Genomic DNA, 15,379 nt, shown 5'->3' with positions numbered 1-15,379 from the left:
ACTCTCATGGACAGCGCCGAGCAGGACGTGCTCGCCTACATGACCTTTCCCAGGCAGCACTGGACCAAGCTTCACAGCACAAACCCCATCGAACGTCTCAACGGCGAGATCAAACGACGGACAGAGGTCGTCGGCATCTTTCCCAACGATGACGCAATCGTCAGACTCGTCGGGGCGCTGCTGCTCGAACAAAATGACGAGTGGGCCGTCCAGCGGTCCCGCTACATGACACTTGAGACCATCGCCACGATGAGCGATGATCCGCTCATCAGCCTGCCAGCGGCAAGCTGACACGTTCCCGGCTCTGTCCGGAAGGCACGGCGAGCGCCGAAGCTACACCACGCCCTGGGACACGATCTCGTCATCTGGTAGATCTGATTAAATCTCTAGCTTGGAGAGCCAAGCCACCTGGAGACAATCGGGCAATCATACGACGCCTGCCCTGATTAGCAAATTAATCGCAGAATCAAAATGAGAAGACATGGCAGCTTCAGCTCGAGTGGAGTCTTGTGCGGTAATCGCGTCAGCTATTGCCTGGTGATTGTCTATACTTTCCGAGCGGCTCTCCTTTGTCTTTCTGCTATTCCATCCAATATGAAACGTTTGTCTGGTCGCCGCGCGGAAAGAGCCGATAAGAAGAGAGTACAGCGGGTTGCGCGATGCTTGTGCGATGAGTTCATGAAAGGCGATATCAAAGACCAGAACATCATTTGGGGATTCTGATACCCGACGCATCTCATCGACTAAGCCAAGCAATTTTGCAGCTTCTTCGTTACTGCGACGAAGTGAGGCCAGGTTAACCGTTCGCAATTCCAATGTGCGACGGACATCGAAAATCTGCTGGATGCTCAATTGTTTGATATGGACCGTATGGTCCAGAACCAGACTCAGAACGCTCGCATCGGGGACGGCAACCCGAGCTCTACGTCCATTGCCCACGTCGAGGATGCCCAGGGCCGCTAACGCGCGGTAGGCTTCTCTCGCGACCGGCCGCGACACGCCAAGGCGATCGGCGAACGTCGTTTCGCTGGGCAGCATGGCGCCGGGACCCAGATTATTTTGGTGGATGTAGGTCCGAACTTCATCAACCACCTGATCCACAAGGCCCGGTGATGAAGCGATTTTCTCCTCAGGAAGCTCGGTCTCCCGGACGGAATCGTGCGCGTTGTTCATACTTGTCCCCAGTGGCGATAGCTCGACCTGTCATACAAAAATCAAAAAATTGATTGATAGCTTTCTGATTTCGGTATAACAGGATGGCAACAATAAGCTGACGATTCAGCGTAGGCAAATGCCAACTGTCCTGGTGCCCCATGAAATTTACACTTTTTTCCCTTTGCCGCCGCTATCCGATCTGGGTCGCAGTCCTGCTGCTTTACGCGGTCGCATCGCTGGTTTCGCCGGCTATGCTCAACCCGGACCAAGTCCTTAACATCGTCCGCGTCACGGCTTTCCTCGGTATGGTGGCGACCGGGCAGACCATTGTGCTTCTCACCGGTGGCATTGACCTTTCAGTGGCCGGCGTTGTCACTTTGGTCAACATTCTGTCCACCGGCCTGATGCTTGGCGACAATGGCAATATCTTCGTCGCGATGCTCGCGTGTGTGGCTGTTGCCGCGATCGTAGGTGTCACCAACGGTGTGCTCGTCGCCTATTTTCGAATTGCGCCGATCATCGCCACGCTTGCCATGAACTCCATCCTGTTCGGCGTCGCGTTGGTTTATACCGGCGGAGCGCCTCACGGAGCAGCAGCCCCGGCCTTCAATACAATTGCTCAGGGAGACATTTTGGGCTTTCCGGCCAGTGGTGTTTGCTGGCTGGTTCTATCCATCGCCGTGGCGATGTTGATGAGGAAGACTGTTTTCGGGCGCTGGATTTACGCGGTCGGCGCCAACGCCAGGGCCGCCGCAATGATGGGTGTTCCCGTTCGTTTGGTTGTCGTCGCCGCCTACACCCTCAGTTCTATGCTTGCCATGTGTGGCGGGCTTCTGGTCACTGCCTATATTGGCAATCCCAGCCTGGGCATTGGCAACTCCTTCATGATGACTTCGGTGGTCGCCGTGGTGGTTGGCGGCACGGCGCTTTCAGGCGGCGTGGGTGGTGTCGTGACCACGATTGCCGGCGCGCTTTTCATTACCGAGCTCAATAGCTTCACCAATATCGCACAGGCGTCCACTGGCGCTCAGTTCGTAATCCAGGGCGTTCTTATCGCAGCAAGCGTTGTTGTCTACCGCCTGCTGGCGCGCCGGCCTCGTGCGTAATCAGGTCCTTAGTGACGTATGTGCATAGCGGAGGAAAAAATGAAGATATTTGGAGATGTGTCGAGGCGGAGGGTCATGCAACTCGGTGCCGGTCTGGCCGGAGGGTTGCTCCTGGGGTCGACATTGGCCCGAGCGGATACTCTGGTTGATTCCGTGGTTCCGGCGACCGACGAGATGGCCAAGGGTATCAAGAAGTCGGGCAAGCTCAGAATTGGCTTTTCGAACGGCTTTTCCGGAAATACCTGGCGTACTGAATGCCTCGAGCAGATGAAGATCGAAGCGTCGGCCAACGCCGATCGCTATGATTTCATTGTTGTTGACGGTCAGGGTGACATCACCAAGCAGGTCAATGACATTGAGGATCTGATCGCTCAACAGGTGGATGCGATCCTGCTAATTGCCAATTCCGGTACCGCGGTCGTGCCGGCATTGCGCAAGGCAGAACGGGCGGGCATTGTGACTGTGCCTTTCAACTTACCCGTCGATGGTGAGCACTGGACCGCCTATCTCGGCACCGATCCGCACCAAAAGGGTATGATCCTCGGCGAGAAGCTGAACGACATGCTGAGCGGCAAGGGCAAGATCGTTGGCTTCGACGGCCTGCCGGGCAACTCTTATAGCGCAGGTGTTTGGGAGGGTGCCAAACCGAAACTCGGTCCCGGCATCGAAATGCTCGCACTCAAGGATGCTTATTGGGAGGAGGATAAGGCCAAGGTGATCATGGCTGATCTGCTTGCTGCCTATCCGCAGATCGATGGCATCTATTCCGATGGCGCCCAAATGGCCGTTGGAGCACTGCGGGCAATGAAGGCAGCCGGCCGAGCCTTGGTGCCGGTGACTGGTGATGACTACAACGGTCTGTTGAAGTTCTACCATGCCGAGAAAGCCAACAATCTCAACCTGAAGATGTCGCTCGTTTCAGAGCCTAGCTGGGAGGGCATCATTGCCCTGCGTACGGCAGTCAAGCTTCTTAGTGGCGAGAGCGTTCCCAAGCGCCAGACCATCAAGCCGACTCGTATCGATGGTGACAACTATCTTCAGTATATGAAGCCGGATCTTCCGGATGGTGTCTTCGTTGATACGACATTGACCGACGAACAGCTGAAGAAGCTCTTCTCCTGATTCCACTAATCACGAGGGCGGCGCTTGCCGCCGCCCAAAAACTTTTGGTTACAGCATGAAGAGCGACATTTCAGTTTCGCAGAGTGTCGAAGCACTAGCACTCAAAGATATCGAAAAGGGCTTCCCCGGCGTCAAGGCGCTGAAGGGTGTGTCTTTTTCTTGTCGCCCGGGAGAGGTTCATGCTCTTCTCGGTGAAAACGGTGCCGGTAAATCCACGCTGATGCGGGTTATCGCAGGCATCTGGCAGCCGGATGCCGGACGGATCTTTGTGCGTGGCGAACCCGTAGGGATCACCGGACCGCGCCAAGCGCAGGATCTCGGAATCGCGATGGTCCATCAGGACACGCGCTTGGTTCCTGATCTGGATGTGGCCAGGAATATCTGGCTCGGTCGCGAGCCAGGCAGGACAGGACTGATCGATGTCGTGAGAATGCAGCAGGATGCGGCTGCTCTTCTTGAACAATTGGGCTTTCCGATCGATGTCGAACGATTCATCCGGGACTTGAGTGTTGCTGAGCGCCAAGTGGTGGAAATTGCCCGGGCGCTTACCAATAATCCTGCGGTACTTATTCTCGATGAGCCGACGTCCGCGCTCGACGCGGCGGAAATCGAACGATTGTTCGGGATCGTAAGGCGTCTCAAAGCCCAGGGAACGGCGGTGATTTTCATCTCCCACCGACTTCCCGAGGTATTCGCGATTGCCGATCGCATAACCGTTCTGAAGGACGGCGAAGCGATTGGAACTGTTGATCGCGACGCCGTCACCCATGATTCCTTGGTGGCGATGATGGTCGGACGCGAGGTGTCCCTGACCTATCCACCTCGCGCCGAGATCTTGGGCGAGATACGGTTGTCTGCGAGCAACATCAGTTGCGAAGGCAAGTTTAGAGACGTTTCCTTCGACGTCCGAGCCGGCGAGATCCTTGGCTTCGGTGGTATTCAAGGCAACGGTCAGGCTGATGTTCCGCGAGCCCTTTTCGGGCTTGCCAAATGGTCCGGCGAGGTCAAACTCGACAATGCGCCTTTGACGCTGGACACGCCGGCCAAGGCGATAGCGAGCGGCCTGGTATACGTTCCTGGAGATCGCCATGGCGAAGGCCTCTTCATGCCTCATGGTGTTCGTGAGAACATTTCCGTGCCGCATCTGCCACATTGGGCGCGCTTCGGCGTCATTCCGGCCAACGCTGAAAACCATGCGGCTGATCGGGCCATTGCGCGTTTCGCGGTAAAGACGCCTCATCGAGAACAGTGTGTCGTCAATCTCTCGGGTGGAAATCAGCAAAAGGTCGTGCTCGGGCGTTGGACCGCCGAAAATCCAGTCATCTATTTCTTTGAGGATCCTACACGCGGCGTCGACGTCGCTTCCAAGCTGGAAATTTACCGCCAGATTAGAACGCTGGCGGCGGAGGGCGCCGGGGTCGTCATAGTCACGTCCGATCTCATGGAACTCATCGGTCTCAGTGATCGTATCCTGGTTTTCTCTCAAGGGCGCGTCGTGGACGAGCTGGCCGGCAAAGATGCGACTGAAGAGCGTATTGTCGGCAGCGCGGTGGGAGCTGGTGGAAAAGACAGTCACGTCATGCCCGAAGTGGTCACTTCGGCCATCTCTCGAAAGAAGACGCAGAGACCGCTTTTGTCGCGCTATGGTAGTTCGCTGCTACTGGCGTTGTTGCTGGTCGTTCTTGTCGCCAGCACAGCTTCAATGTCGGATTTCTTCCTGACGTCGTCCAACCTTGGCAACATCGCAGCGCAAGTGGCTCCCCTGGCGCTGGCAGCCTTGGGCCAGTTTGTTGTCATCTTGCTACGCGGCATCGACCTGTCAGTCGGACCGACGATCTCCCTCGTTACCGCGGTCATCTCTTATGTTGCCGTTTCGGAAAGCGGAGTGGACCTCGCAACAGCCATTGCCCTGTCATTGGCGATCGGAATTGCCGTAGGTTCGCTCAATGCTCTTTTGGTCGTGCGCTTAGGTATTCCTGACCTTATCGCCACTCTGTCGACCTACTCGATCGTCTTTGGCCTGGCTCTCATCGTACGGCCGAGCCCCGGCGGATTGGTCAGCGATCTTTATCTCGACGTCTTTTCCTATGAACTTTGGGGCGTTCCAGTCACGGCCATTGTTGTCGGCCTGATTTTCCTGCTGGCGGAGTTTCTGTTGCTGCGTGGGCGGGTTGGTCAGAGACTTTACGCTGCCGGCTCGTCGCCGGAAGCAAGTTTCGTCGTCGGCATCAGCCCAAAGCGCGTACAGGCTGCTGCATATCTCTTCTGTTCAGTATGCGCTGCCCTGGCCGGAATGCTTATCACTGCACGCATTGGCAGTGGTGATCCTCAGGCCGGCTCAGCCTTCACACTCGCCTCGGTAACGGCCGTGGTCGTCGGCGGAGCGAGTGTATTTGGAGGGCGTGGTACAGCTGTGGGAACGCTCCTTGGGGCTGTCGCCGTGGGTATTATGCAGAATGCGCTGAACCTTATGCATGTGTCTGCATATTACCAGTATATCTGGACCGGACTTCTGACACTTGTCGCCGTCGCGGCCTATTCTCTTCACGATACGACGCATGAGTGAGGGAATTGCTATGACGAAAGCTATCTGCGTTTCGGACTGCAAGAACAAGCTGGGAGAAGTGCCCGTTTGGGATCCGCAAGATCAGGCTCTCTATTGGGTGGACATCGAAGGGTCGACGTTGCATCGCCTGATCCCGGAAACTGGAGAAACCACGCGCTGGACGTTTCCGGAACGGGTGACGGCCTTTGGACTGCGTCAGAAAAGTGGCTTCATTCTCGCGTTGGCGTCAGCCATTGCTCTATTTGAACCGGAGACTGGTGTGATAGAGCGCAAGGCGGCCCCCGAAGGGCGCCATCCTGGCAATCGCCTAAACGACGGCAAATGCGATCGCCAAGGACGGTTTTGGGTCGGCGCCATGGATGAATCCCAGACAAAGGGCTGTGCTGGCCTATATCGATACGATCCCGATGGCCAATGCCATCAGATGGAAACTGGAATCGGAGTGTCCAATAGCCTCGCCTGGAGTCCCGACGACAAGACATTTTACTTCGCTGATTCCATGCGCAAGCTGATTTACGCTTATGATTTCGATGCTCTGGCGGGGGCAATTTCCAACCGCCGGGTCTTTAGCGACTGGTCCGCTCGCCAAGGGACGCCGGATGGCTCAACCGTTGATGCCGAAGGCTTCCTCTGGAACGCGGTGTGGGACGGCTGGTGCCTCGTTCGCTATGCGCCGGACGGCCGCATTGATCGCGTGGTTGAATTGCCGGTGCAAAAACCGACCAGTTGCGCCTTCGGAGGCCCAGATTTGACGACGCTCTATGTGACGTCGGCAATTTTCGACGCAAGCCCCGACGAACTTGCAAAGCAACCGCAAGCCGGCGGCGTGTTTGCTCTCAACGTCGGAGTAAGAGGCCTGCCAGAACCAAGGTTCGCCGGATGACAAGACACTAGATCCGTTTCCAAGCTCCCAGCGGAAAAGTAAAATAACGACAAATGCCTCGCCTGACGGCGGGGGTGGATGGTTGTTGCCTGATGGCCGCTTGATCTTATGTCGTTGTTCGGTGAAATGATGAGATGAATCATGAAGATTACAGAAATAGAAACTCTGCGTACTGATGAATTCTCCAACGTCCTGTGGGTTCGCATTCACACCGACGCCGGAGTCATTGGCTTGGGTGAGACCTTCTACGGCGCTGAGGCTGTTGAGGCGCACATCCACAACACGTTGGCAACACGGCTTCTCGGCAAGGATCCGCTTCGCATCGAGGCCCATGCCAGAGAGCTTGTTAACCTGCCGATGGCTCAGTCATCGACCGGCGCCGAATACCGGGCAGCCTCGGCGATCGACATTGCTCTTTGGGACCTTTTCGGCAAGGTCTGCAACCAGCCGGTCCACCAGATGCTCGGCGGCCTCTGCCACGACAAGGTGCGCGTCTATAACACCTGCGCCGGCTATGGCTATGTCCGTAGCAACAAGATCAAGCCGGTTGATACCTGGAACCTGTCCACGGTCGAAGGTCCCTACGAGGACCTCAAGGGCTTCATGACCGATGCCGGCGCCCTCGCCGAGAGCCTGCTCGAGCAGGGTATCTCCGGCATGAAGATTTGGCCCTTTGATCCGGCGGCAATCGAGAACAACGGCACCTTCATCACCGCCGAGCAGATGAAGAGGGCGGTCGAGCCATTCGAGAAGATCCGCAAGGCGGTGGGCGACCGAATGGAGATCATGGTCGAGTTCCACTGCCTTTGGAACCTGCCCTCCGCCAAGAAGATCGCCAAGGTGCTCGAGGCCTATTCACCGACCTGGTACGAGGACCCGATCCGCATGAACTCGCCGGGCGCGCTCGCCGAACTCTCCGCCTCGACCGACGTATGGATCTGCGCTTCCGAAACGCTGGGGTCTCGCTTCCCGTATAAGGATATGCTTGAGGCGGGTGCCGTTCAGGTGGTGATGACCGATCTCTGCTGGACAGGAGGTCTCACCGAGGGACGCAAGATTGCCGCGCTTGCCGATACCTACCACCGCCCCTACGCGCCGCACGATTGCACCGGTCCGGTCGGCTTCGTCGCGGCGATCCATTCCTCGCTCAGCAATCCCAATACGCTGATCCAGGAGTCGGTCCGTTCGTTCTATACGGGGTGGTACAAAGAGCTGGTTACCACCATGCCTCGCATCGAGAACGGCTATGTCCTGCCGATGGAGGGGCCGGGCCTCGGCACAGAGTTGTTGCCTCAGGTTTTCGAGCGACCCGACCTCCACGTCCGCCGTTCCGCCCTCTGAACACTCACGCCGCTTTACCGGAGCACTCCCCTCTGGCGCGGCGTGCCATGGAGAAGAAGAAGTGTCCAAATCCCCCTTTGATCTGACTGGTCGCTGCGCTCTTGTCACCGGTTCGGCGAGCGGCCTCGGCCTCAGCTACGCCAAGGCGCTCGCCGCGGCCGGTGCCGCGATCGTCATGAACGACATCGATCCCGAGCGTCTCGCCAAATCCGCAGTTGCCATGCGTGCCGATGGCTGCACCGTGTACGAAGCCGCCTTCAACGTCGCGGACGAGGCGGCGGTCAAGGCCGCGTTCGCAAAGCTCGATGCCGATAACGTCGCTGTCCACATTCTGGTCAACAACGCCGGAATCCAGTTCCGCAAATCTCTGCTCGAACTCGAGGCCAGGGACTGGCAGCGGGTGATGGATATCAACCTCACCGCAGCCTTCCTGGTCGCCAAGGAAGCGGCAGGCCGGATGGTGGCGCGCGGCGAAGGCGGCAAGATCATCAACATCGGCTCGCTCACATCGGAACTGGCGCGGGCGACCACCGGCCCCTACACGACCGCCAAGGGTGGCATCAAGATGCTGAGCCGCGCCATGACCGCCGAATGGGCCGAGCATGGAATTTCCGTCAACACCGTTGGGCCGGGCTACATCCTCACCGAGATGAACAAGGCGCTGATCGAAAACCAGGACTTTGACGCCTGGGTCAAGGCTCGTACGCCCGCACGTCGTTGGGGAACGCCCGAAGATGTCGCCGGAACGATCGTTTTCCTCGCCTCACCGGCCTCCGACTTCGTCACAGGCCAAATGATCTTCGTCGACGGCGGCATTGCTTCGGTCCTCTGAAGCCAGAGATACATTGGAGAACGAAATGAGAGCGCTGGTAATTCACGCGCCGCATGACCTTCGGATCGACGACGTGCTCGTCGTCCAGCCGGGCACCGGCGAGGTCAAGGTTAGGGTCCGCATGGGGGGCATCTGCGGATCGGATCTGCATTACTTTCACAATGGTGGCTTCGGAGCGATCCGCATTCGGGAGCCGATGTCCCTCGGTCACGAGGTCGCGGGTACCGTGACTGCGATCGGCAGCGGCGTCACGTGCGTCGCAGTCGGTGACAAGGTTGCCGTCAACCCGAGCAAGCCCTGTGGGCATTGCCGCTTTTGCATGGAGGGCGAACGGCAGCAATGTCTGGATATGCGCTTCTTCGGTAGCGCCATGCGCTTTCCTCATTTGCAAGGCGCATTCCGGGAAGAATTGATTGTCGACGAGACACAGGCCGTGAAGGTCCTGCCCGATACCCCATTCGAGGAGGCGGCCTTCAGCGAACCGCTGTCGGTCGCCTTGCACGCCGTCTCTGCCACGGGATCTTTGGTGGGCAAGCGTGTTCTGGTGACAGGCGCGGGAACGATTGGTTGCCTGGTGATTGCCTGCGCCCGCTACGCTGGTGCTGCCGAAATCGTTGCTACCGACGTGTCGGACAATGCCCTCGCGGTCGCTGCGAAGATGGGCGCCGATCGCATCGTCAACGTGGCGTCTGATCCGGGAATCCTTGATCACTTTACCGCCGACAAGGGCTTTTTCGATGCGGCGTTCGAGTGTTCGGGCAATGGCGGCGTCATCGCGTCGCTGACGCAGATGGTGCGTCCGCGCGGCGCTATCACCCTTGTCGGCATGGGCGCCGAAGTGCCGCTGCCGATCAGCGTGCTTGTCACCAAGGAACTGGCCTTGCATGGCAGCTTTCGTTTCGACCGGGAATTTGCCTGGTCGGTCGATCTGCTAACGCGCCGTGCGATCGATGTCAGGCCCCTGCTCACTGGCATCTTTCCCCTCCAGGATGCGGTGAAGGCTTTCGAAGTGGCAAGCGACAAGTCGAAGTCGATGAAGGTTCAGATCGCCTTCGACTGAGCCGGTGGGCGGTTGGTTCCTCCCGCCAACCGCCCCCTCTGTTCTTCAACAAGAGCATCAATGCGATGAATTCAGTTTTCGGCAGACCGGCATTCATGGCCGTGGACTGGGGCACGACGCGTTTTCGTGCACATCTCGTCGCCGAAGACGGCCGGCTCATCGATAGCGTCGCCTCCAACGATGGCATGAGCTCAGTGAAGAAAGGGGGCTTCGAAACAGTGCTGTCGCGGATGTGTGCGGTTTGGCTTGAACGCTTTCCCGGCATTCCCATCCTGACGGCCGGCATGGTCGGCAGTCGCAACGGCTGGCGAGAGGTACCCTACGTCGCCTGTCCGGCGGGGTTGCCCGAGATCGCCGGCGGCATGGTGTCCCTCAAGCTCGCCGGCGGTTCGCCAATCCATATCGTGCCGGGCCTTGCCACCGATGACGCTGCCGCCGATGTCATGCGTGGCGAGGAGACGCAGATCCTGGGTTTGGATGCCAGCGACGCCGTCGTGATCCTGCCGGGCACCCATTCCAAGTGGGCGGTCGTGAGAGCCGGGCGTGTCGAGACCTTCCGCACGTTCATGACAGGCGAGTTCTACAGCCTGCTCACTCATCATTCGGTGTTGCGGCTTCTCGCCGAACCTCCAACCGACGATTCTGCCGCACGGGCTGCCTCTCGTCTGGGTGCCGCCGCTGCGGTGACCGATGGCGGACTGCTCAATCTGGCGTTTCACGCCCGTACCGGTGTTCTTGCCGGGCGCCTCAAGCCTCAAGACGTCGAACCCTATCTCTCCGGTTTGCTGATCGGAGAGGAGATCACCAAAGCAAGGCGGCTCGTGCCACCCGATCTGCCACTCCTGCTGGTGGCAGACGGGGTCATCGCCGACCATTACCGGCAAGCCATTGAGGTAACTGGCGGCACGGTCAGTCTCGCCAATCCGGAACGCACGTTCGTCGACGGTCTGCTGAGGATCGCCCGTCACACCAAGGAGACCGGCCGTGTCCGCTCTCATTGAGTTTCAGGCGGCTTTTTCATCCTGCCCGATCGTAGCTATTTTGCGCGGTATACGTCCAGACGAGGCGGTGGCGGTCACCGAGGTGTTGGTGGCCGAGGGGATCGGCATCATCGAGGTGCCACTCAACTCTCCGGAGCCGCTGGTCTCAATCGAAAAGCTGAGCAAGACCTTTGTCGGCCGTGCGGTGATCGGCGCGGGCACGGTGCTGCGCAAGGAAGACGTGACGGCCGTAGCAGCGGCCGGCGGCCGGCTGATCGTATCGCCCAATGTCAACGGCGCGGTCATCGCCGAAAGCAAGGCGAGAGGGCTGGTCTCTTCGCCGGGATTTCAGACGCCGACCGAGGCCTTCGCTGCGATCGACGCCGGTGCCGATGTGCTGAAGTATTTCCCCGGCGAGGCTGCGACGCCAGCCATCGTCAAGGCGCTGTCGGCCGTGGTTCCGAAGAACGTGCCGATGCTGATCGTCGGCGGTGTCGCGGCCGACAGCATCGATCGCTGGACCGGTACGCCGGTTGCCGGCTTCGGCATCGGTGGCTCGATCTACAAGGCCGGCGACAGTCCGACCGTCGTCGCCGGCAAGGCCCAGGCGCTGACTGCCGCGCTGCGTGCCGCCGGCCGAATGGAGTTTGCGGATCGCCGGAGAGATACATGATGAAGATCACCAAGCTCACCACCTACATCGTTCCGCCGCGCTGGTGCTTCCTGAAGATCGAAACCGACGAGGGCATATCCGGCTGGGGCGAGCCGGTTCTCGAGGGGCGCGCGGCATCGGTCGCCGCGGTCGTGGACGAACTGGCCGATTACCTGATCGGCAAGGATCCCTTTCTGATCGAGGATCATTGGACCGTGCTCTATCGCGCCGGCTTTTATCGCGGCGGCGGTTTGCACATGAGCGCGCTCGCCGGCATCGACCAGGCGCTCTGGGACATCAAGGGGAAGGCATTCGGCGTTCCCGTGCATCAGCTGCTCGGTGGCAAGCTCAGGGATCGCATCCGCGTCTATTCCTGGATCGGCGGTGATCGGCCGTCCGACACGGCCGCTGCCGCGCGCGAGGTGGCATCGAGAGGCTTCACGGCCGTCAAGATGAACGGCACGGAAGAGCTGCAGTTCGTCGACAGTCACGCCAAGATCGACGCGGTCCTCGCCAGGGTTCAGGCGATCCGCCAGGCGATGGGGCCGGCTTTCGGCATCGGTGTCGATTTCCACGGCCGCGTCCACCGGCCGATGGCCAAGACGCTCGCCAGGGAGCTTGAGCCGTTCCACCTGATGTTCATCGAGGAGCCGGTGCTTTCCGAGCATGCCGATGCGTTGAAGGACATCGCCGGCCAGATCGCAACGCCGATCGCGCTTGGCGAGCGTCTGTTCAGCCGCTGGGACTTCAAGCGCATCCTGTCGGAAGGCCTTTGCGACATCATCCAGCCCGATCCGTCGCACGCCGGTGGCATTACCGAGACGCGCAAGATCGCCGCGATGGCGGAAGCCTATGATGTGGCGCTCGCCCTGCATTGTCCGCTCGGGCCGATCGCGCTTGCCGCCAACCTGCAGATCGATGCGGTTTGCTACAACGCCTTCATTCAGGAGCAGAGCCTCGGCATCCACTACAACAAGGGCAACGATCTCCTCGATTATATCAAAGATCGCTCGGTGTACGGCTATGCCGACGGCTTCGTCGCCATGCCCAGCGGCCCCGGCCTCGGCATCGAAGTGAACGAAGACTACGTCAAGGCGCAGGCCGCCATCGGCCATCGCTGGCGCAATCCGGTCTGGCGGCATGCCGACGGATCATTTGCCGAATGGTGAGTGGGGCTGAGGAATCGCGTTTCATGACAAAGCACCCGATTGTGCTTTGATTGGACAATATCCGGGCAATTTTATCTCTCGGGGGGCACTCGCTGGGCGCTGGTGCGCGAGAGATGCTGGAGGGGCGACAGCGTGCCGATTACAGGTGATATCGCCAGCATTGGCGAATGCATGGTCGAGTTAGCGCCGATCGAAGGCGGCTTTTACCGACGGGGTTTTGCCGGTGATACGCTAAATACCGCTTGGTATATGCGAGCATTGCTATCTCCGGCCGCGCGGAGAATTCGTTATGTCTCGGCAGTGGGCACCGATGGGTTGTCCGATAGTATGGTCGAGTTTTTGGCGGCCAACGCACTCGACACGCGGTCGGTCGCTCGGCTTCACGACCGCACCGTCGGACTCTATCTCATCACGCTTGCCGGTGCCGAGCGATCGTTCACCTACTGGCGCTCGATGTCGGCGGCGCGTCTGCTTGCCGCCGACCCGGGCCGGTTGGCGGCGGCCCTCGATGGCGTGGGCCTCGTGTATCTGTCCGGTATTACCTTGGCTATCCTGGAACCGGATGACCGCTCGCGACTGTTCGTCGCCCTCGAAGCGCTGCGGCAGCGCGGCGGCGAAGTGGCGTTTGATCCCAACATTCGTCCGAAGTTGTGGTCCGACCGGGCAACTATGGCGGCGGTGATCACGGAAGGCTATCGGGTTGCCACCATCGCGCTGCCGACCTTTCCCGACGATGCCGAACTCTATGGCGATGAGTCGCCAGCGGTCACGGCCAGCCGCATTGCTGCCCTCGGCGTTGGTGAAATCGTTGTCAAGAATGGTGCAGCACCGGCGCTTGTTCGCTTCGGTCAACAAGAGTTCATGGTTCCGGCGGTGGAGGCCCAACCGGTCGATACCACAGGCGCTGGCGATAGCTTTAACGGCGGCTACCTTGCAGCACGCATTGCCTGTCGCGAACCATCTGAGGCGGCGGCACTTGGCCACGCTGTGGCGGCTCGAGTCATCTGCCTTCGCGGCGCTCTCGCCGATATGGAGTTATTTGCCGATTTGAGAGTCGGTTGAGGCCATCTTCCTTGGAGAATCCCATGTTTGACACTGCCCCCCTTCTCGACGTCCTCAACCGTGCGCCTGTGGTCCCGGTGTTGGTCATCGACAAATTGGAAGACGCCTTTCCGCTTGGCGCCGCCCTCGTCAACGGCGGCCTGCCAGCTCTTGAGGTGACCATGCGGACCTCCGCGGCACTTAATGCGATCCACGCTATGTGCGCTATTCCCGGCAGTATTGTCGGTGCCGGCACGGTGCTCGACGGCGCTCAGGCCAAGAAGGCTGTGGAGGCGGGCGCCAAATTTCTGGTCAGTCCGGGTTCGACACCAGACCTCATCGACGCGGCAAAGGCTCTTGGCGTACCGATCCTGCCCGGCGTAGCTACCGCGTCAGAGGCCATGATGGCCCGCGAACGGGGCCTCAAGATTCTCAAGTTCTTCCCGGCGGAGCAAGCCGGTGGACCAAGCTATCTGAAAGCGCTGGCCTCACCACTTCAGGACATTCGCTTCTGCCCGACCGGCGGAGTCAGTCTGGACACTGCTCCCGACTATCTGGCATTACCGAATGTTATCTGCGTCGGGGGCTCCTGGGTGGCGCCCGCCGACGCCGTCAAGTCGAAGAACTGGATACACATCGAAAACCTCGCCCGCCATGCGGCCAGCCTTCGAAGTTGATTTCGTATGAATCTCGCGGCCTAATCATCTGCGTCCCATTCCAAACCTTCGCTTCCATTATAACGCCTATACTCCTTGTAATTGGAGCCGGTAGTAGCTCGGAATGACCGGCGCGCGTGATTATCGGTCGTCTCACCGAATGTTTTGAGATCAGGCTTACGCCATCGAAATGGGTTAAGCTCGCGACGATTTCGTCCGTCACAGCTCGGCTCGACATGACCGATCTCGTCGTCCGCGATGCCCGGATGAGAAATGACGGGGGAGGGCGAAGCATAAGTGGTTCGCCGAAATCGGGGATTCCGGTTCTTGGGTCTTAAGTTCCGGGGTCGTCGTAGCCACCTACGCCGTGGTGCGAAAAAGCCCGACACGCTCCTCCGTGCCGGGCAAATCCTTCACCGCATCGCTGAGTTCGGTGCGCCGCAAGTTGAGAGCAATGCGCGTCCCCGCAACCATCTCGCCTTGTTAGGGGAGGTCTGGCCAAAGCCAGTTCGCGGGTTGGACTGATAGAGGTACTGTTTGAAAAACAGTACCGGCGCAGCAGGCGCAACCCACCATGTCAACCGAAGTTTTGGCGCACCGCACCGGGTGAAGATGACAACTACATCTACTCTATAGCCCTCTAATACCAGTTCCGTTAGGTCCTGACCTTTCTGATGTAGGGGTAGTCGGTGAGCGAAGCGATGCGCCCCGTTTCCGTCTTTAGGGATCGTGTCCCAGGGCGTGGTGTAGCTTCGGCGCTCGCCGTGCCTTCCGGACAGAGCCGGGAACGTGTCAGCTTGCCGCTGGCAGGCTGAT

The 15,379-nt window shown here is 59.3% G+C and carries 14 protein-coding genes; 13 read left to right on the top strand and 1 reads right to left on the bottom strand.

Annotation, left to right across the window (positions count from 1 at the left end; all coding sequences use genetic code 11):
• A partial coding sequence (locus H512_RS0119240; protein ID WP_026784809.1) for an IS256 family transposase occupies positions 1–291 on the top strand: 291 nt, incomplete at its 5' end.
• A gap of 135 nt (positions 292–426) precedes the next feature.
• Here the strand turns inward: H512_RS0119240 and H512_RS26600 are convergent.
• Positions 427–1,173, bottom strand: coding sequence for a FadR/GntR family transcriptional regulator (locus H512_RS26600; protein ID WP_084798632.1), 747 nt, complete (start codon positions 1,171–1,173; stop codon positions 427–429).
• Positions 1,174–1,313: 140 nt separating this feature from the next.
• Here H512_RS26600 and H512_RS25050 point away from each other — a divergent pair, with 140 nt between their 5' ends.
• From H512_RS25050 to eda, 12 genes are all read left to right on the top strand, one after another.
• Entirely contained in the window at positions 1,314–2,261 is a 948-nt protein-coding gene (locus tag H512_RS25050) for an ABC transporter permease (protein WP_053240074.1), read from the top strand.
• 75 nt (positions 2,262–2,336) lie between these two features.
• Positions 2,337–3,383, top strand: a complete 1,047-nt coding sequence (locus tag H512_RS0119225; RefSeq protein ID WP_169507185.1) for an ABC transporter substrate-binding protein — start codon at positions 2,337–2,339, stop codon at positions 3,381–3,383.
• A 55-nt stretch (positions 3,384–3,438) separates the two neighbouring features.
• Entirely contained in the window at positions 3,439–5,949 is a 2,511-nt protein-coding gene (locus H512_RS26595) for an ATP-binding cassette domain-containing protein (RefSeq protein WP_084798630.1), read from the top strand.
• Positions 5,942–6,832, top strand: coding sequence for an SMP-30/gluconolactonase/LRE family protein (locus H512_RS26590; RefSeq protein ID WP_210162724.1), 891 nt, complete (start codon positions 5,942–5,944; stop codon positions 6,830–6,832). The genes H512_RS26595 and H512_RS26590 overlap by 8 nt, the downstream gene beginning before the upstream one ends.
• Positions 6,833–6,973: 141 nt before the next feature.
• The gene (locus tag H512_RS0119210) at positions 6,974–8,173 is read left to right on the top strand and encodes a mandelate racemase/muconate lactonizing enzyme family protein (protein ID WP_026784805.1); all 1,200 of its coding nucleotides are present in this window, start codon (positions 6,974–6,976) and stop codon (positions 8,171–8,173) included.
• Between the two features lie 61 nt (positions 8,174–8,234).
• On the top strand, positions 8,235–9,005 hold the full coding sequence (locus tag H512_RS0119205; RefSeq protein WP_026784804.1) for an SDR family oxidoreductase: 771 nt from the start codon (positions 8,235–8,237) through the stop codon (positions 9,003–9,005).
• 25 nt (positions 9,006–9,030) lie between these two features.
• Positions 9,031–10,065 carry an L-idonate 5-dehydrogenase gene (locus tag H512_RS0119200; protein WP_026784803.1) on the top strand — a complete coding sequence of 345 codons (1,035 nt, stop codon included), beginning with the start codon at positions 9,031–9,033 and terminating at the stop codon, positions 10,063–10,065.
• Between the two features lie 65 nt (positions 10,066–10,130).
• Complete coding sequence (locus tag H512_RS25045; RefSeq protein WP_084798628.1) at positions 10,131–11,066, top strand: 2-dehydro-3-deoxygalactonokinase; 936 nt, start codon at positions 10,131–10,133, stop codon at positions 11,064–11,066.
• Positions 11,050–11,718: a 2-dehydro-3-deoxy-6-phosphogalactonate aldolase gene (locus H512_RS25040; RefSeq protein WP_053240072.1), complete on the top strand. Its 669-nt coding sequence runs from the start codon at positions 11,050–11,052 to the stop codon at positions 11,716–11,718. The genes H512_RS25045 and H512_RS25040 overlap by 17 nt, the downstream gene beginning before the upstream one ends.
• The gene (gene dgoD / locus H512_RS0119185) at positions 11,718–12,866 is read left to right on the top strand and encodes a galactonate dehydratase (protein ID WP_026784802.1); all 1,149 of its coding nucleotides are present in this window, start codon (positions 11,718–11,720) and stop codon (positions 12,864–12,866) included. The genes H512_RS25040 and dgoD overlap by 1 nt, the downstream gene beginning before the upstream one ends.
• Positions 12,867–13,004: 138 nt before the next feature.
• Entirely contained in the window at positions 13,005–13,928 is a 924-nt protein-coding gene (locus H512_RS0119180; RefSeq protein ID WP_026784801.1) for a sugar kinase, read from the top strand.
• Between the two features lie 23 nt (positions 13,929–13,951).
• Positions 13,952–14,584, top strand: coding sequence for a bifunctional 4-hydroxy-2-oxoglutarate aldolase/2-dehydro-3-deoxy-phosphogluconate aldolase (gene eda, locus H512_RS0119175; RefSeq protein WP_026784800.1), 633 nt, complete (start codon positions 13,952–13,954; stop codon positions 14,582–14,584).
• Positions 14,585–15,379 lie beyond the last annotated feature (795 nt).

The organism is Pleomorphomonas koreensis DSM 23070 (genome assembly GCF_000425185.1).
GTDB lineage: Bacteria > Pseudomonadota > Alphaproteobacteria > Rhizobiales > Pleomorphomonadaceae > Pleomorphomonas > Pleomorphomonas koreensis.
The sequence above is the reverse complement of the archived record's forward strand: the minus strand, read 5'-3'. Positions and strand labels throughout refer to the sequence as shown.